Source organism: Flavobacterium sp., from assembly GCF_013823965.1.
In the GTDB taxonomy this organism is placed as follows: domain Bacteria; phylum Bacteroidota; class Bacteroidia; order Flavobacteriales; family Flavobacteriaceae; genus Flavobacterium.
In genome coordinates this window covers 1-17,918 of the sequence record NZ_PNNA01000093.1, presented here as the reverse complement: position 1 = coordinate 17,918, position 17,918 = coordinate 1, and the positions used below count along the sequence as shown (strand labels likewise).

Here is a 17,918-nt window from a genome sequence, read left to right as displayed (position 1 = left end):
CTTAAGAGAAAACATGCTTTCAAAAGTCACATCTTGACCAAGAAATCTAAAAAACGTAAATTAGCTTTGACTCACTCAGCGCTAGTTCACACTTCAGATGAGAAAAGCATCAAACAACAATTAAGAATCATCTAATTAATTGACAATTGATAATTAACAATTGATAATTAAAATAGAATTCTTTAGGTTAAAACAATTTAAAATAACCTTGGAGTACGGCCTTAAGTTCCCTTGATTCAATTCGGGACGCCTGCTACAAAAAAACAGAAAAATTATGCCAAGATCAGTAAATTCAGTTGCTAAAAGAGCAAGAAGAAAAAAGATAATGAAGCAAGCCAAAGGATTCTTTGGTCGTCGTAAAAACGTTTGGACAGTTGCAAAAAATGCGGTTGAGAAAGCAATGTGCTATGCTTACCGTGACAGAAAAGCGAACAAAAGAAACTTCCGCGCTTTGTGGATTCAACGTATCAACGCTGGAGCCAGATTGGAAGGAATGTCATATTCGCAATTCATCGGGAAATGCAAAGCTAACAACATCGAATTGAACCGTAAAGTTCTTGCCGATTTAGCAATGAATCACCCAGCAGCTTTCAAAGCAATACTTAATAAAGTAAAATAAACGTTTTATCAACTCAATTTAGGATTACTTACTTATATAAAAACCCAGTCGAAAGATTGGGTTTTTTTGTTTTCAGAAACGTAACAAATTCTATTTAAATAAAACCATTAATGGATAAAAAAGAATAACTTTATAGTATGAAAAAGTCTTTATCCATTTTATTAATACTATTAAGTTTTACCATCAAAGCGCAAGAGATTGAATCAGAAAAAAATACCTTCAATACAATAATTGGTAAAATTGATAGACGGGATTTAAATTGCTCCTCCGAAATAGAAAGAGCTAAAATTGATTTCAAATCAAAAGAGACATTTTATTATATCCAACCCGAAGGTTATCTCAAAATAGGAGCTAATAGACATCATCCGTTTTTAATCGAATTACTCAAAAAAAGAGGAATTGATTTTGTGGTGTCTCCAGAAGTAGAGATGCAAAATGTTTGGTATGAAAACAATGGAGAACTACATCAAGTGAAAACAAATTGTTATTACAAAGCATCCAATGAATTATTAAATCTAAAATATGGAAGTCACTTCATAAAAAACATTGAAAAAACTGCTGACAGTTTATATGTAATAAGTAAGCTAAAAGAAGTTTTCACATACCCCGACGAAGTAGATGCCTATTATATAATATACCCAAAAGCTAAAGAGTTTCTGGATCAAAAGAATCAAATTCTAAAAGATTTTTTTGAAAATTTTAAGTTCCCAAATGGTTTTATCCAAAGTTTAGATGAAAGAGATTTTCTAGCCAAAACAAGTTTCATAATCAAGAGAGACGCCAAGATTACTGACCTCAATATAGAAATTGAATTTAAGAATTCAGAAAATCAAAAATTCTATGACTACATCGTTAGCCAACTCAAAAGGTTTATTGAAAATGCAAACTGGAAAGCAGCAGTTTCCAGTGGCGTGACGGTAGATTGCAGATTCAAAATAAACTTCTACAATTAAGTTATTTGAATATCAAGTTTTCAAAGCAATACTTAATAAAGTAAAATAAACGTTTTATCAACTCAATTTAAGATTACTTACTTATATAGAAACCCAGTCGAAAGATTGGTTTTTTTTGTTTCCAATTAATGCCCATTGATATTTTAACATTTTTTTTATAGCCTAATGTGCAAATTACCCTACTTTTGAAAAAACTAAAAAATATGAAGAAATTATTATTACTAAGTTGTTTATTCCTTTCCATAACAACCCTTGAATCACAAACATTTTCTATCGAGAAAAAGACAGATACTCAAGGATACACGTATGAAACAGTAAAGAATGATAAAACAGGTGTTAGGGTTTATACTTTAAAAAACGGCCTGAAAGTTTATCTGGCACAAAACACCGATGAACCAAGAATACAAACCTACATTCCCGTAAGAACCGGTTCCAACAACGATCCGTCTGACAATACCGGCTTGGCTCACTATCTTGAACATATGGTTTTCAAAGGAACCAGCAAAATAGGAACCCAGAACTGGGAAGCAGAGAAAAAACTGATAGCAGAAATTTCTGATTTATACGAACAACATAAAGCAGAAACCGATCCAGAAAAAAAGAAAGCCATTTACAAACGTATCGATGAAGTTTCGCAAGAAGCTTCTAAATATTCGGTGGCCAATGAATACGACAAACTCATTTCTTCGCTAGGAGCAAAAGGAACAAACGCCCACACCTATTTAGAAGAAACCGTATACAAAAATAACATTCCGGCAAACGAATTGGAAAAATGGATGACTATTGAAAAAGAACGTTTCTCGGAATTGGTTTTACGTCTTTTCCATACCGAACTGGAGGCCGTTTATGAAGAATTCAATCGTGCCCAAGACAATGATGGTCGCATCGTAAACTATGAATTGATGAGCGCCTTGTTCCCAAACACTCCTTATGGACAACAAACCACCATTGGTAAATCGGAGCATTTAAAAAACCCTTCGATGGTGGCCATTCATAACTATTTCAATACCTATTACGTTCCAAACAATATGGCAGTGGTTTTGGTTGGAGATCTAGATTTTGACAAAACCATAAAAATGGTAGATCAATATTTTGGAACATTCAACTACAAAGAACTTCCCGTGAAAAAACAAGTTGTTGAAAAACCAATGACCACAATTGTAGAAAGAGAAGTGAAAAGCCCAACTGCAGAAAGATTAATGATGGCTTGGAGAACCTCGGGAGTAGGAACAAAAGAAGCATTATTGGCAGACATTACATCAAATATTTTATCGAACTCAGGTGAAGTTGGCTTAATTAATATTGACATCAATCAAAAACAATTGGCATTAGGTGCCGGAGCCTATACCTCAATATTCAATGATTATGGGATTCAAGCATTGACAATAGCCGTGAAAGACGGACAATCCTTAGAAGAAGGAAAAAAATTATTGCTTTCGGAAATTGATAAAATTAAAAAAGGAGCATTTGACGACTGGATGATTCAGGCTGTAATCAACAACATGAAACTGGATCGAATGAAAACTTATGAATCCAGTGACGGCTTGGCCACTTCATTGTACCGTTCGTTTATTGAAGGTAGAAATTGGAATGAAACATTATCTGAAATCAATGAGTTATCAAAAATTTCTAAAGCCGATGTCGTTAAATTTGCCAACGACTTTTACAAAAACAATTATGTAATTGTTTATAAAAGAAAAGGGGTAAACGATAAACTGGTTCGTGTATCTAACCCGAGCATCACTCCTATCCAATTAAATCGAGATTCCCAATCTGAATTTTACAAAAAATTCGCTGCCTTAAAACCTACAGAATTAACACCTGTTTACGTAGATTTCAAAAAAGAAATACAAACCAAAAAGGTAAAAAACACCAATATTAGCTTTGTCAAAAACAACACTAATACCATTTCGAATCTGTATTACATTTTTAATATGGGATCGGATCACAACAAAAAATTGTCCTTGGCAATGGGAATGTTAGACTTTTTAGGCACAGACAAAATGAGTGCTGAAGAGGTTAAAAAAGAGTTTTATAAAATTGGGGTTACCTATTCCGTAAATGCCGGCAATGATTTAAGCTATATTTATCTTTCTGGTTTAGAAAGCAACTTGCCAAAAGGAATTGCTTTATTGGAAAACTTGTTGAAAAATGTAAAACCAGACCAAGAAGTATACAACACAACCGTGGCTACCATTTTGAATACAAGAGCCAATGCGAAAAAACGTAAAGAAAACATCATGATTGCCTTGACAAATTATGCAAAATACGGGAAAGATTCTCGTTTTAGAGATATTCTGTCAGAAAAGGAATTGAAAGAAATGAATATTTCTGAACTTACCAACTTGCTAAAAGGAATTACAGATTATGAACACCAAATTTTCTTTTATGGAAATGACTTGAATCCAATTGTGGTCGCTTTAGAAAAAAATCACAATCTAAATGCTGCCAAAGCTATTCCAAGTCCAAAAGTATATTTGGAGCCAGAAACTACAAACGAAGTATATTTTGCCAACTATGACATGGTTCAAGCAGAAATGACCAGGATTGCAAAAGGAGAAAAATACAATTCAAACATAACCGGAACTGTCAATGTATTTAACTCGTATTTTGGTTCTGGATTATCCTCCATCGTTTTCCAAGAAATCAGGGAATCCAAGTCATTGGCTTACTCCGCTCGTGCGTATTACGGAATGGCAAACGAAAAAAACCTAAACGATTACATGCAAGTTTCCATAGGAACACAGGCCAACAAATTACCACAAGCAGTTGATGCCATTTCAACATTATTAAGCGATATGCCAAAAATTGAAAAGCAATTCAACAACGCTAAAGAGTCAAGTTTGAAACAAATTGCTTCTACCAGAATCATCAAGACGAACATTTTCTTCAATCAAATGAATTTGAAAAAATTAGGTTTCGATTATGATATCAGAAAAGACACGTACAAAAACATTCAAAATCTTACGTTAGAAGCTACCTATGACTTTTTCAACAAAGAAGTTAAAACTAAAAAATACAACACGGCCATCATTGGCAAAAAAGAAAGTTTAGACTTTGAAGCACTTAAAAAATTAGGCACAATTGAAGAAGTTTCTTTAGAGGAAATTTTCAATTACTAACGATTATACAAAGTCTTGTTTGTAACTTTAAAATCACTTTTATTACAAGAAACCCAATCTATCGATTGGGTTTCTTTTTTTTAAATTCGTTACAAAGGAATATTTCCGTGTTTTCTATTGGGTTTCACACTCACTTTATTTTCAAGCATGCTAAATGCTTTTATCAGTTTTCGGCGAGTGTCTTGCGGCAGAATTACTTCATCAATAAAACCTCGTTGCGCAGCAGTGTATGGATTGGCAAACAAATCAGCATATTCTGTTTCTTTTTCCAATAGTTTTGCTTCGTGGTCATCGGCTTCACTTATTTCTTTTTTGAAGATGATTTCCGAAGCGCCTTTGGCTCCCATTACTGCAATTTCTGCAGTTGGCCAAGCAAAATTGAAGTCGGCACCAATGTGTTTGGAATTCATTACATCATAAGCGCCACCATAAGCTTTTCGGGTAATGACGGTTACCCTTGGCACGGTTGCTTCACTCAAAGCGTATAATAATTTTGCTCCGTGAACAATAATTCCTTCCCATTCTTGGTCAGTTCCGGGCAAAAAACCAGGCACATCAACCAAAACCAATAATGGAATATTAAAACAATCACAAAAACGAGTGAAACGAGCAGCCTTTTTAGAACTTTTAACGTCCAATACACCTGCCAAAAACATAGGCTGATTGGCAATAATACCGATACTTCTACCTCCCAATCTGGCTAATCCCACGATAATATTTTCGGCATAATTTTTATGAATTTCATAAAAAGAGTCTTCGTCAATAATTCCGGAAATAACCTCGTGCATATCATACGGTTTATGTATATTATCCGGAATTACGGTTGCTAATTTCATTCTCACTTCATCACCCAAAACATATGGCAAATTCTTTACCGTTTCATTATTGCTTTGGGGCAAATAACTCAGCAATCGTTTTAAATCTTCCAGACATTCCACATCATTTCCCGAAGTAATATGTGCCACGCCAGACTTGGTTGAATGCGCAACGGCACCACCCAATTCCTCTGAAGTCACGGTTTCGTTAGTTACCGTTTTTACAACATTTGGACCTGTAACAAACATGTAACTGGAGCCTTCAACCATCATCGTGAAATCAGTCATTGCGGGAGAATAAACTGCTCCACCGGCACAAGGCCCCATAATGGCAGAGATTTGAGGAATAACTCCACTGGCTTGAACATTTCTATAAAAAATATCGGCATAACCTCCTAAAGAACGAACGCCTTCTTGAATTCGCGCTCCTCCAGAATCATTGAGTCCAATCATTGGCGCTCCCATTTTGATGGCCATATCCATCACTTTACATATTTTTTCGGCGTGCGTTTCGGATAACGACCCACCAAAAACAGTAAAATCTTGGGCAAAAATGTAGACTAATCTGCCATTTATGGTACCATATCCCGTGATAACTCCATCCCCATAATAGACTTCTTTATCCATTCCAAAATCAGTGGTCCGATGGGTTACCAACATCCCAATTTCTTCGAAAGATCCTTCATCCATCAAATAATCAACACGTTCTCTTGCCGTTAATTTTTCCTTTTCATGTTGCTTTGCAATACGATTCTTGCCACCACCCGAAAGCGCTTGGGCTATTTTATCGTTTAATATTTTTATTTTGTCTTCCATAATTTCTTTGAATATGAAGGTTCTATTATACTCAACCAAGAATTAAAATTTGAATTAAGAATTGGGTAAACGCACTATTTTTTGATCTTCAAAATAGTGTTTCAAGGCTATCAGAGCAGCAATTTCGGCTTCTTTTTCCATTTGAGCTTTCAAAGCCGAAGTGTCGTAATACTTTTTCACGAAATTGGTATCAAATTTTCCGGAACGAAAAGCTTCGTGTTGAAAAACAAATTTTCCAAAAGGCAAAGTGGTTTGCACACCTTCAATTTTATAGTCGTCAATCGCTTTAATCATTAACCCGATGGCTTCTTCACGGGTTTTTCCGTAAGTGATTAATTTCGACAACATCGGGTCATAATAAATGGGAATACCCATTCCTTGTTCAAAACCGTTGTCCACACGAATACCTTCGCCTACAGGTAATTGATACACATCCAAATGTCCAACACTTGGCAAAAAATCGTTCATTGGATCTTCAGCATAAACGCGTAATTCCATTGCATGACCTTTAATTTCTAAATCTTCTTGCTTGAGGGCTAAAGCTTCTCCTCTAGCCACCCGTATTTGCATTTCGACCAAATCAACTCCTGAAATCAATTCAGTCACCGGATGTTCCACTTGCAAGCGAGTGTTCATTTCCAGAAAATAAAAATTATCATTTCCATCATATAAAAATTCGACAGTTCCAGCTCCAAGATAGTCACAGGATTGAGCAACAAGAATGGCTGCTTCACCCATTTTTTTACGTATTTCCGGCGTCAATATTGAAGATGGAGCTTCTTCAATTACTTTTTGATGACGACGCTGAATGCTGCATTCTCTTTCGAATAAATACAAAACATTCCCGTGACTGTCTGCCATAATTTGGATTTCGATATGTCGCGAAGAAGCAACATATTTTTCGATAAAAACCGAACCGTCACCAAAAGCCGCAATCGCTTCACTTATGGCACGATTCATTTGAAATTCGAAATCGCTTTCTTTTTCTACCACGCGCATTCCTTTCCCGCCACCTCCTGCCGAGGCTTTTATCAAAATAGGAAATCCGATGGAAGTTGCTATTTTTTTGGCTTCGTCAATATCGATAATGGCATGGTCAACTCCTGGTACCATTGGAATATTATATTTCATAACCGCATCTTTGGCGGCTAGTTTGCTTCCCATAATTTTAATAGCTTTTGATTTGGGACCAATGAAAATAATATTATTTCTTTCGGCATCTTCGGCAAATTCTGCATTTTCGCTCAGAAATCCGTAACCTGGATGAATGGCATCCACGTTTAAAGCTTTGGCTACTTCAATAATTTTGCTTCCCAACAAATACGATTGGTTCGAAGGAGATTCTCCAATCCAAACGGCTTCATCGGCAAATTTTACGTGTGGAGCATTTCTGTCGGCAGTTGAATAAACGGCAACGGTTTTAATTCCCATTTTCTGGGCAGTTTTCATTACCCTAATGGCAATTTCTCCTCTATTGGCAACCAAAATCTTTTTCATATGCTATTCAAATTCAATTAATAAATCCCCTTTTACCACGGAATCTCCAACACTTATCGCAATGTTTTTTATAACTCCTTCGCGAGGAGACAAGAAACTATTTTCCATTTTCATTGCAGTAAGAATCAATAAATTATCGTTCTCCTTTACTCTTTGCCCAACGACAACACTGATTTCAAGAATTAATCCAGGCATAGGAGCTTTGATGACATTGACCTGTTTTGTTTTTCCAACGGCAAAACCCATTTCTTTAATTAAGGCATCCAAGGGATTTAAAATAGCGACATGGTAGGTATTGTTGTTTACCTTGACCGTGTATTTTTTTTGATTGAAATCTGAAGAAACAATTTCAGCTTTGTAAGGGAGATTTTGATGAAGAACATGGAATTTATCCGTTTCCACACTCACGGCATCCAATTGTGAAATACTTTCATTTTCGAAATCAAAATAAAAAGCATCATTAACGTTAATTTTATAAGGAATACTCATTTGTATCTGTTTTATGATACAAAATTAGTTAAAGAAAACGTTTTCGTAATTAAAAAAATAAAGATATTTGCTAAATTGATATAGGTGTTTTTTTGAGGAATAATTACAAAACCAACAACCCAAATTCCCTCAAAGCATTCACAGGTTTGGAATACCAAAACAATTCAAAATCTTCCAAATGAGTTTCAAAATCAGATTTAATTTCTTTAAATGAATACGTTTTGGATTGGGAAACCGAAAGTTTCTCCAGCATTTGCACCAACCATTCGCCTTCCCTTTTTCCGGTTTGAATAGTAAAACTTTCTTTTTTGTCGTGAAAAGTCAGGGCCAACATTTCCCAAGAATTCCCTTTTTTGGATTTGGCAAAATGTTCCGCTATTGGCTTCCCTCCCAGCCAAACAATTTTCGCCGTTAGTTTTATGTTGAAATCTTCGTCATCTTCCAAGGCATTGGCAATAAAATCGGGATGGATTTTGGTTTTCGGAATTTTAAAATCGAACCAATCCTGCAATTCATAATCAAAACAGATTCCGTGCATAAAATTGAACAAGGATTTCTTCAATCCAAAACTGAACTTGTCGTGATCGATTCCCGTTGAATCCTTGAAATTAATATCGTTATTGGCAAAAGTGCCAATGGTTTCCGTTTCCTTTATTGCTCCAAATTGCTCGGAATTCATTCCCACCGGGCTGTGGGCCGTCATCGCAAATTGATGCCAAAATCCCGATTGCAAAACACCTGCTTCAAACAATTGACGCACCATTTCGAGGCTGTCCACCGTTTCCTGAACCGTTTGCGTGGGATAACCGTACATTAAATATGCGTGAACCATAATGCCGGCTTCAGTGAAATTTCGGGTGACTTTTGCCACTTGTTCCACCGTGACGCCTTTGTCAATCAATTGCAACAATCGGTCTGAAGCCACTTCGAGTCCGCCGGAAACGGCAATGCAACCCGAAGCTTTCAATAGCAAACACAAATCGGCCGTGAAACTTTTTTCGAAACGAATGTTCGTCCACCAAGTTACCGATAATTTCCTGCGCAAAATTTCGAGTGCCAAAGCCCGCATCAAGGCTGGTGGCGCCGCTTCATCCACATAATGAAAACCGTTTTGCCCAGTTTGCGTTATCATTTCCTCCATTCGATCACACAATAAATTGGCGGCGATGGGTTCGTATAATTTGATGTAATCCAATGAAATGTCGCAAAAAGTGCATTTTCCCCAATAACAACCGTGCGCCATCGTGAGTTTGTTCCATCGTCCGTCGCTCCACATTCGGTGCATCGGATTCACGATTTCGATAACCGAAATGTATTTGTCCAAAAGCAAATCCGAATAATCGGGCGTTCCCACTTCGGATTGTTTATAATCTGGTTTTAATGAATTGTTTTTGTACACTACTTTTTCGTTTTCAAGAAGAAAAGTACGTTTGAAAAAAACTTCGACAGGCTCAGTCTGACAAACTGCTTCCACTAATAATTCCACTGGTAATTCGCCGTCGTCCAAAGTGATGTAATCGAAAAATTCAAAAACTCGAGCATCAGAAAGCGAACGCAATTCGGTATTGGGGAAACCGCCTCCCATCGAAATTTTGATGTTGGGATGGTATTTTTTCACCCATTGCGCCGAACGAAAAGCGGAATATAAATTCCCCGGAAAAGGAACAGAAATCAGGAATAATTCGGGCTGAATGGTTTCGATTCTTTCCTTCAAAATCGAGAATAAAACTTCGTCAATATAAGTTGGTTTTTCTTGCAGGGCCGAATACAATTCATCAAAAGAATTGGCACTTCTGCCCAAACGTTCCGCATAACGGCTGAAACCAAAATTGGCATCGACACATTCCACGATAAAATCGGAAATATCTTCGAGGTACAAAGTCGCCAAATGTTTGGCTTTGTCCTGTGTCCCCATCGTTCCGAAAGCCCAATCCAATTCTTCCAATTGTGCAAATCTCGAGGCTTCCGGCAAATAATCTTCTTGACAAATTTGGAGTGCCAAGGTTGGATTTTTTCCTTGCAAAAAAGCAATAACCGAATCTATGGTTTTGATGTATTCGTCTTGAAGAGCAAAAATTCGTTGGGAATTGGGTGTTAGGTTTTGGGTTTTGGGTCTTGGGTAATTAAATAAATCTTCCAAACCTTTTTTCGAAAACAATTTCAAAATCACTTCTATTCCCAAATCGGCTTGGGTTGCCGAGATGTTTTTGGTGTTCAAAAAACCTTTAATGTAAGCCGTTGCCGGATACGGCGTGTTCAGCTGTGTAAAGGGTGGCGTGATGAGAAATACTTGAGTTTTCAAGAGAATTGTTTTGTGCAAAAATAACTTCAAAAAATAACTTTACAGCTTTAATCAATAAAAACTATTCGTCAAGACTAATTTTGAAATGAAAAAAAGTCTTTTAAAACTGCTCCTCCTTTTTTCTTATAGATAAAAGTGCCAAAACCGAAATTAAGGCAGCAATGGACAAATAAAAACCAACATAAGAAATTCCATAGCTTGTGGCTAACCAAATGGCGATTAATGGCGCGAAAGAAGCTCCTAAAATCCCTGCCAAATTAAACGTCAACGAAGCACCGGAATACCGAACCTCCGTAGGAAACAACTCCGACAAAAAAGTGCCTACTGGCCCGTAAGTCAATCCCATCAATCCCATTCCGACGCAAACAAAAGTGGTTATCATCAGTGTGTTTCCCGATTCCATAAAGAAAGAAAAAGTGAATCCAAAAAGCACAATCAAAGTAGATATCAAAACCAAAATTGTTTTACATCCAAATTTATCTGCCAATACAGCAGAAATAGGTATTCCCGCTACAAAAAACAATATGGAGAATAACTGGATGATCAAGAAATCACGACGGCTAAATCCTAGATGGGTTGTTGCCCAACTCAAACTGAAAACGGTCATTAAATAGAAAGTAACGAAAGTTGCCACGGCAGCCAATGTCCCAAAAATCAGTTCCCATCTATAGGATTTCAAAATCGTCATCAGCGGAATTTCCACTTGTTTCTTGGTTTCCAAAGCATTCTCAAATGAAGGTGTTTCGGTGATTTTCAATCGAATGTAAAACCCAACCACAACCAATAACGAACTGGCTATAAATGGAATTCTCCAGCCATAATCAAAAAATTGTTCTTCGGTCAACACATCACTCAACAAAAGAAAAGTTCCCCCTGAAAGCAACAACCCAATTGGCGCACCCAATTGAGGAAACATTCCGTACCAAGCGCGTTTTCCCGGAGGTGCATTTTCGATGGCCAATAAAACGGCTCCACCCCATTCGCCACCCAAACCAAGACCTTGACCAAAACGGCAAAGCATCAATAATAGAGGCGCCATAATTCCGATACTTTGATAGGTTGGCAATAATCCAATGCAAACCGTAGAAATTCCCATCATCAATAAAGCCGCAACCAAGGTGGCCTTGCGCCCTATTTTATCTCCAAAATGTCCAAAAATTGCCGAGCCAATTGGCCTTGCAAAAAAAGCTATAGAAAAAGTGGCCAAAGATTCAATCACCGAAGTTGTGGGGTCAGATCCCGGAAAAAACAATTGTGGAAAAACCAAAACGGCGGCATTGGCATAAATATAAAAATCGAAAAACTCGATGGTGGTGCCAATTAAACTGCCAAAAAGTACGTGTGTCAATGAATTTACTTTTTTAGGATTGGGATTTTCTTTCATGAGAATAATTAAATATTTTGATAAAAATGATGTTAATTTTCGAAACTAACAAATAATTAGTTCCAATATTTTTTTAGTAATTTAGCATCAAATAAACTTCAATATGCCAACAGACTGTATCAGCTATCAAAATTCAGGATATTTCTCTCCTTTAATGAACGATTATTTAGAGCAAAAATCCAACTTACAGTCCCTTTATAACAGGTTTCCAAATTTTGAAAATTTCGAAGCACAAATTCTGGAAAAAAAAGAAAATTTTGAAGATCAAAATAGAACTGTTTTAGTTTCGGTTTTGCTCAAGCAATATTCGAAAATCTCGATTTCCGGTTTGACCCAACAAAACATTGAAGCGCTGGCAAGTCCGAATACTTTCACGATTACTACCGGTCACCAGCTGAATTTGTTCACTGGGCCTTTGTATTTTTTGTACAAAATTATTTCTACAATCAATTTAGCAAAAGAGTTAAAAGCAAAATATCCAGCACAAAACTTCGTTCCCATTTATTGGATGGCGACCGAAGACCACGATTTTGACGAAATTAATTACTTCAATTTTAAAGGTCGAAAATTCCGCTGGAACAAGGAAAGTACTGGTCCCGTCGGACGCTTATCAACCGAAGGTTTAGATGATTTTTTTGAAGTGTATTCCCACGAATTAGGCTCTGGAAAAAATGCCGAAACCATCAAAAAACTTTTTCAGGAATCCTATTTGAATCATTCCAATTTAGCCGATGCCACGCGCTTTCTGGCAAATGAACTTTTTGGCGAATACGGATTGGTGATTCTCGATGCCGATAATCAGGATTTAAAACGAACATTCATCCCTTATATAAAGGGAGAATTGACCCAGCAAACTTCCCACAAAAAAGTTCTTGAAACCATTGAAAAATTAGACCACTACAACATTCAAGTTAATCCTCGTGAAATCAATTTGTTCTATGTAGAAGATAATTTGCGCGAACGGATTATTTTTGAAAACGATAAATACAACGTAAACAACACCAACATAAAATTTTCCGAAAGCGAAATTCTTTCATTATTAGAAAATAATCCCGAAAAGTTCAGTCCCAACGTGATTATGCGTCCGTTGTACCAAGAAGTGATTCTTCCCAATTTGTGTTACATTGGAGGTGGTGGTGAAATCGCCTATTGGCTGGAACTAAAATCTTTTTTTGATGCAGTAAACGTTAGTTTCCCCATACTTTTAGTTCGAAATTCTGTTTTATTAACCACCGAAAAACAGGCAAAAAAAGCGGATAAATTAGGATTATCTTGGAGCGATTTATTTTCGAAACAAGAGGATTTGGTAAACGAAAAAATAAAATTATTGGACGATTTTTCTATTGACTTGTCCATTCAAAAAGATTTTTTGAAAAACCAGTTCCATTATCTTCACAGTTTGGCACAAAAAACAGACAAATCATTTCTTGGTGCGGTAAAAGCTCAAGAGGCCAAACAAATAAAAGGCTTGGAAAATTTGGAAAAACGGCTGTTGAAAGCTCAAAAAAAGAAACATTCCGAAGAACTGGAACGAATTACCGATTTGCAAAACGAATTGTTTCCCAATAAAAGTTTACAGGAACGCCAAGTCAATTTTTCGGAATTTTACATAGAAAATGGAGTCCGTTTTATTCCTCAATTGTTCAATCAATTGAAACCTTTGGAAAGTAATTTCAACATTATTATACTTTCTTAACAGAAAACGTCAAATAATCAGCAATAAATTGATGATTCAATAAAATCTATTCGTAAAAAAGTTCTATTTTTGCATCCAATTTAAAAAAACCAAAAACGAAATGGCTACAAATAGAACTTTTACAATGATTAAACCGGATGCGGTTGCAAACGGACACATCGGAAACATATTGGCAATGATTACCAATGCTGGTTTCAAAATCGTTTCTTTGAAATTAACACAATTAACGGTTGCTGATGCTCAAGCATTTTATGCCGTTCACGCTGCTAGACCTTTTTACGGAGAATTGGTGGAATTTATGTCAAGAGGTCCAATTGTTGCTGCCATCTTGGAAAAAGAAAATGCAGTTGAAGATTTCAGAACTTTGATTGGAGCCACAAATCCAGCCGAAGCTGCCGAAGGAACTATCCGTAAAGCATACGCAACTTCAATTGGCGAAAACGCAGTTCACGGTTCTGACAGTGACGAGAACGCCGCTATCGAAAGTGCTTTCCACTTCGCAGGAAGAGAGCAATTCTAGATTTCAGATATATGATTTTAGATTTTTGAATTCGGATTTAAAAATTTAAAACAGAAAATCCCGTTTCAAAATTTGAAACGGGATTTTTTATTTACTATCACAAAAATCTGAAATCTGAAATCGTTAATCTTCAATCTAAAATCATCACCTAAAAACAACATCCTTCACCACGTCACGACGCAATTCTTCGTTAATCATGGCCACAATTTTTGATTTTCCGTGACTCAATTCTTCCCGCAAAACCGCCGAAGAAAGCTCGACATACAAAGTGCTTCCTTTCAAAACTACATTTTTCGTGTAATGATTTACACCGTTGCCCATCAAATTTTTCCAGGCTTCTCTTACGTCAATTTGATCCATTCCGGGTTGCAATTTGTTGACTTGTATAATTTGTTGCAGAATATCCCCAACCGTACTTTGATTATTTAGTCTTTTTGCCATCGCCCAAAATATTTAATGGTTCCGCTTTCTTGTAATGATATTCTTTTTTTTCGGCATTTTTAAAAACCAATTCTTTGTCAGAAATAGCAATTAATTCCTCGCTCCATTTGGCATAGCTTGTGGAATAATCTAGATAAACTTTGTCGCCTTCAAACCGAACTGCAACATTTTCGTATGTGTCATTTACCATAAAAGTCCCATCCAATTGCGGCATCACTTTCTTCCTAAATCCCTTATTGTTCTTGTCAATCTGGAAATAATCATAACTTTCGTTGATGCCATATTCCTTGTCTTTTCCTTGGTCAAAAACCACTTTTTCTATTTCCCAATAACCATTAATTTTGGATACATCTTCGGGTTTTATCTTTTGCTGACAAGCAACAAAAAGAAACGACAAGAATAAAATTCTAAAAATATTTTTCATAAAATTATTTTTTTTTGAGCTACTTTCTGCTTGGATTTAAAGGATAAAAAAACGGTTTCCTTCTTCGACAAAGTTAACCTTATTAAATTCCAAAGAAAACAAAAAATTAAAAAACTAGTTAAACTATTTTCCATATTTTTGGTCTTACCTCCAAACAAACACTTCAAGATATGTCAAAAATTTGCTGTACTTTCCTGACCCTGTTATTCTTGACAAGTTGTAGTTCAGACACTACTAATCCAACTCCAAATGAAACTGCCTATTTCCCCCCACTAACCGGCGATGTATGGGAAACAAAATCTATTGCAGATTTAGGATGGAAACAAACTGCGGTTCAACCACTTTTGGATTATTTGGCTCTCAAAAACTCCAAAGGGTTTATCATTTTGGTGAACGGAAAAATTGTTATGGAAAATTATTTCAACGGACATTCCGCCTCAACCGGTTGGTACTGGGCGAGTGCAGGAAAAACATTGACCGCAACATTGACAGGAATTGCACAACAAGAAGGATTAATAAACATCAACAACAAAGTTTCTGATTATATAGGAACAGGCTGGACAAGTATGCCATTGGCCAAAGAAAACCTGATTACCAACAAACACCTGCTGACCATGACTTCCGGTATCGAAGACGTTGTCAATGGAGATGCCGTTGATCCTGCAAGTTTAATTTACAAAGCCGATGCAGGAACTCGCTGGGCGTATCACAACGTTTACGTGAAATTGCAGGATGTCATCGCCTCCGCTTCAGGACAAACATGGTCGAACTATTTCAATGCAAAATTGAAGGACAAAATAGGAATGACGGGAGCTTGGGTACAACTAGACAACAACAGCGTGTATTGGAGTACGACGCGAAGTATGGCACGTTTTGGTTTATTGATGCTCAACAAAGGAAAATGGAATAACACAACCATTCTCAACGAAGCTTATTTCAACGAGGCATCAAATACTTCCCAAAACATCAATTTAGGATATGGTTATTTATGGTGGTTGAACGGAAAATCGAGTTATCATTTGCCTCAATCCCAACTGCAATTCAATGGAAGTTTAATCCCTACGGGGCCAAACGACATGTTTATGGCTTTGGGTAAAAATGATCAAAAAATATACGTGATTCCAAGCAAAAAAATGGTAGTCATCAGAATGGGTGATGTAGCCAATCCTGCCAATCCAACTTTTGCTTTATCTGGTTTTGATGAAGAATTATGGACAAAAATCAGTGCCCTATATCAATAAACTATTTACTTTTCATTCTTTTGAAAAAACCAATGATAAAAAAAACAGCTCCCAAAAAAAGCAATGCATAATAAAGCGGTATGTTTTTATCACGGGTCAAGTTGGACAGAACAAAGCAAATAACACTTACTAAATAAAAGTAAATTGGAGCGATATTTTTGAAGAAAGAAAAATTCATTGAAACTATTATTTAAAGAAACTATCTACAAACTCGTATTTATTGAAGACCTGTAAATCCTCGATTCCTTCTCCCACTCCAATATATTTCACGGGAATCTGGAATTGGTCTGAAATACCGATGACTACACCACCTTTGGCAGTTCCGTCTAATTTTGTAACGGCAAGCGAAGTAACTTCGGTGGCTGCAGTAAATTGTTTGGCTTGTTCGAAAGCATTTTGTCCTGTCGAACCATCAATAACCAACATCACGTCGTGTGGCGCATCGGCAACCACTTTTTGCATCACGCGTTTTACTTTGGTCAACTCGTTCATCAAGTTGATTTTGTTGTGCAAACGACCTGCGGTATCAATAATCACGATGTCGGCATCTTGGGCAACGGCAGATTGCAAAGTGTCAAAAGCCACGGATGCTGGATCGCTTCCCATATTTTGTCTTACGATGGGAACACCCACTCGGTCTGCCCAAACTTGCAATTGGTCGATGGCTGCGGCACGAAAAGTATCGGCTGCACCAAGAACCACTTTGTATCCAGCTTTTTTGAATTGGTAAGCTAATTTACCGATAGTGGTCGTTTTTCCTACTCCATTCACTCCCACAACCATCAAAACATAAGGTTTGGTATTGATTGGAATTACAAATTCGATAGCTTCACCTGAATCGATTTCTGAAAGTAAACCTGCAATTTCTTCTCGAAGGATTTGGTTGAGTTCATCGGTTCCAAGGAATTTGTCTTCGGCAACGCGTTTTTCTATTCGGTTGATGATTTTTAAAGTGGTGTTGACTCCCACGTCTGAAGATACGAGGATTTCTTCCAGGTTATCTAATACCTCATCGTCCACTTTTGATTTACCGGCAACGGCTTTGGTCAATTTGGAAAAGAAAGATGTTTTAGATTTCTCTAGACCTTTGTCTAAAGTTTCCTTTTTTTCGGAAGAAAATATTTTTTTAAAAAAACTCATCGGATTATTGATTGAGGATTAACGATTTTTAATTTCAGATTTTATATCGTTTTGTCCAGCGACCTAGCCCTGATGGAAGCGACATCCTTTTGTGGCGGGTTTCGCCACAAAAGATATAGCGTACAGCAGGAAACAGCTCCTGAAAAATGATTGACACCCGAGCGTTAGCGAACAGGCGTAGCAAATATAGAAAATAAAAAAGCTACTTCCGAATGAAAGTAGCTTTTCTATATAATGCTATTTAGATTATTTCTTTTTCAAGAATTCATCAACTGCTTCAGGAGCCATAATAGATTCTACGAATGTATATGCACCTGTCTTAGGAGATTTCACCATTTTGATGGCTTTTGATAATCTCTTGGAAGATGTTTGTAACGATGCTACGGTTTTCTTTGCCATGATTCAAATGTTTTTTAAAACTTTTACTGGTGTAAAAATTTTTAATTATTTAATTTCTTT

16 protein-coding genes are annotated in these 17,918 nt (G+C 36.6%); 7 read left to right on the top strand and 9 right to left on the bottom strand.

What is annotated here, in order from left to right; all coding sequences use genetic code 11:
• The 4 genes from C0430_RS10940 to C0430_RS10925 all read left to right on the top strand — a co-directional run.
• On the top strand, positions 1–135 hold a 135-nt coding region (locus C0430_RS10940; RefSeq protein ID WP_290869732.1), incomplete at its 5' end, for a 50S ribosomal protein L35.
• 139 nt (positions 136–274) lie between these two features.
• Positions 275–619 (top strand): 50S ribosomal protein L20, encoded by a 345-nt coding sequence (gene rplT, locus C0430_RS10935; protein WP_290869725.1) that lies wholly within the window; start codon positions 275–277, stop codon positions 617–619.
• 137 nt (positions 620–756) lie between these two features.
• Positions 757–1,572, top strand: coding sequence for a hypothetical protein (locus C0430_RS10930; protein WP_290869722.1), 816 nt, complete (start codon positions 757–759; stop codon positions 1,570–1,572).
• A gap of 203 nt (positions 1,573–1,775) precedes the next feature.
• Positions 1,776–4,694, top strand: coding sequence for a M16 family metallopeptidase (locus tag C0430_RS10925; protein WP_290869719.1), 2,919 nt, complete (start codon positions 1,776–1,778; stop codon positions 4,692–4,694).
• An 89-nt stretch (positions 4,695–4,783) separates the two neighbouring features.
• On the opposite strand, the gene C0430_RS10920 is transcribed toward C0430_RS10925, so the two are convergent.
• The 5 genes from C0430_RS10920 to C0430_RS10900 all read right to left on the bottom strand — a co-directional run bounded on the left by C0430_RS10920 (position 4,784) and on the right by C0430_RS10900 (position 11,997).
• Positions 4,784–6,325 (bottom strand): acyl-CoA carboxylase subunit beta, encoded by a 1,542-nt coding sequence (locus C0430_RS10920; protein ID WP_290869716.1) that lies wholly within the window; start codon positions 6,323–6,325, stop codon positions 4,784–4,786.
• Between the two features lie 54 nt (positions 6,326–6,379).
• Positions 6,380–7,822, bottom strand: a complete 1,443-nt coding sequence (locus tag C0430_RS10915; protein ID WP_290869712.1) for an acetyl-CoA carboxylase biotin carboxylase subunit — start codon at positions 7,820–7,822, stop codon at positions 6,380–6,382.
• Positions 7,823–7,825: 3 nt separating this feature from the next.
• The gene (locus C0430_RS10910) at positions 7,826–8,311 is read right to left on the bottom strand and encodes a biotin/lipoyl-containing protein (protein ID WP_290869710.1); all 486 of its coding nucleotides are present in this window, start codon (positions 8,309–8,311) and stop codon (positions 7,826–7,828) included.
• A gap of 103 nt (positions 8,312–8,414) precedes the next feature.
• Positions 8,415–10,613, bottom strand: coding sequence for a radical SAM protein (locus C0430_RS10905; protein WP_290869706.1), 2,199 nt, complete (start codon positions 10,611–10,613; stop codon positions 8,415–8,417).
• Positions 10,614–10,713: 100 nt separating this feature from the next.
• Positions 10,714–11,997, bottom strand: a complete 1,284-nt coding sequence (locus C0430_RS10900) for an MFS transporter (protein WP_290869703.1) — start codon at positions 11,995–11,997, stop codon at positions 10,714–10,716.
• Between the two features lie 103 nt (positions 11,998–12,100).
• On the opposite strand from C0430_RS10900, the gene bshC reads away from it, so the two are divergent.
• Together bshC and C0430_RS10890 are read left to right on the top strand one after the other, a co-directional pair.
• Entirely contained in the window at positions 12,101–13,693 is a 1,593-nt protein-coding gene (gene bshC, locus C0430_RS10895; protein WP_290869700.1) for a bacillithiol biosynthesis cysteine-adding enzyme BshC, read from the top strand.
• Positions 13,694–13,793: 100 nt separating this feature from the next.
• Entirely contained in the window at positions 13,794–14,213 is a 420-nt protein-coding gene (locus C0430_RS10890) for a nucleoside-diphosphate kinase (protein WP_290869696.1), read from the top strand.
• Between the two features lie 144 nt (positions 14,214–14,357).
• On the opposite strand, the gene C0430_RS10885 is transcribed toward C0430_RS10890, so the two are convergent.
• Positions 14,358–14,654, bottom strand: a complete 297-nt coding sequence (locus tag C0430_RS10885) for a DUF721 domain-containing protein (RefSeq protein ID WP_290869693.1) — start codon at positions 14,652–14,654, stop codon at positions 14,358–14,360.
• Positions 14,635–15,078 carry a lipocalin family protein gene (locus C0430_RS10880; protein ID WP_290869687.1) on the bottom strand — a complete coding sequence of 148 codons (444 nt, stop codon included), beginning with the start codon at positions 15,076–15,078 and terminating at the stop codon, positions 14,635–14,637. Before C0430_RS10880 ends, C0430_RS10885 begins: the two co-directional genes overlap by 20 nt.
• Positions 15,079–15,248: 170 nt before the next feature.
• Here C0430_RS10880 and C0430_RS10875 point away from each other — a divergent pair, with 170 nt between their 5' ends.
• Complete coding sequence (locus C0430_RS10875) at positions 15,249–16,319, top strand: serine hydrolase (RefSeq protein WP_290869684.1); 1,071 nt, start codon at positions 15,249–15,251, stop codon at positions 16,317–16,319.
• A 186-nt stretch (positions 16,320–16,505) separates the two neighbouring features.
• Here C0430_RS10875 and ftsY read toward each other — a convergent pair whose 3' ends face one another.
• Together ftsY and C0430_RS10865 are read right to left on the bottom strand one after the other, a co-directional pair.
• Positions 16,506–17,459, bottom strand: a complete 954-nt coding sequence (gene ftsY / locus C0430_RS10870) for a signal recognition particle-docking protein FtsY (RefSeq protein WP_290869681.1) — start codon at positions 17,457–17,459, stop codon at positions 16,506–16,508.
• A gap of 246 nt (positions 17,460–17,705) precedes the next feature.
• Positions 17,706–17,858, bottom strand: a complete 153-nt coding sequence (locus tag C0430_RS10865; protein WP_073370281.1) for a DUF4295 domain-containing protein — start codon at positions 17,856–17,858, stop codon at positions 17,706–17,708.
• Positions 17,859–17,918 lie beyond the last annotated feature (60 nt).

Bases quoted from the DNA above. Each gene is read 5' to 3' on its own strand.
- rplT (WP_290869725.1), top strand. From the start codon at position 275: ATGCCAAGATCAGTAAATTCAGTTGCTAAAAGAGCAAGAAGAAAAAAG.
- C0430_RS10930 (WP_290869722.1), top strand. From the start codon at position 757: ATGAAAAAGTCTTTATCCATTTTATTAATACTATTAAGTTTTACCATC.
- C0430_RS10925 (WP_290869719.1), top strand. From the start codon at position 1,776: ATGAAGAAATTATTATTACTAAGTTGTTTATTCCTTTCCATAACAACC.
- C0430_RS10920 (WP_290869716.1), bottom strand. From the start codon at position 6,325: ATGGAAGACAAAATAAAAATATTAAACGATAAAATAGCCCAAGCGCTT.
- C0430_RS10915 (WP_290869712.1), bottom strand. From the start codon at position 7,822: ATGAAAAAGATTTTGGTTGCCAATAGAGGAGAAATTGCCATTAGGGTA.
- C0430_RS10910 (WP_290869710.1), bottom strand. From the start codon at position 8,311: ATGAGTATTCCTTATAAAATTAACGTTAATGATGCTTTTTATTTTGAT.
- C0430_RS10900 (WP_290869703.1), bottom strand. From the start codon at position 11,997: ATGAAAGAAAATCCCAATCCTAAAAAAGTAAATTCATTGACACACGTA.
- bshC (WP_290869700.1), top strand. From the start codon at position 12,101: ATGCCAACAGACTGTATCAGCTATCAAAATTCAGGATATTTCTCTCCT.
- C0430_RS10890 (WP_290869696.1), top strand. From the start codon at position 13,794: ATGGCTACAAATAGAACTTTTACAATGATTAAACCGGATGCGGTTGCA.
- C0430_RS10885 (WP_290869693.1), bottom strand. From the start codon at position 14,654: ATGGCAAAAAGACTAAATAATCAAAGTACGGTTGGGGATATTCTGCAA.
- C0430_RS10880 (WP_290869687.1), bottom strand. From the start codon at position 15,078: ATGAAAAATATTTTTAGAATTTTATTCTTGTCGTTTCTTTTTGTTGCT.
- C0430_RS10875 (WP_290869684.1), top strand. From the start codon at position 15,249: ATGTCAAAAATTTGCTGTACTTTCCTGACCCTGTTATTCTTGACAAGT.
- ftsY (WP_290869681.1), bottom strand. From the start codon at position 17,459: ATGAGTTTTTTTAAAAAAATATTTTCTTCCGAAAAAAAGGAAACTTTA.
- C0430_RS10865 (WP_073370281.1), bottom strand. From the start codon at position 17,858: ATGGCAAAGAAAACCGTAGCATCGTTACAAACATCTTCCAAGAGATTA.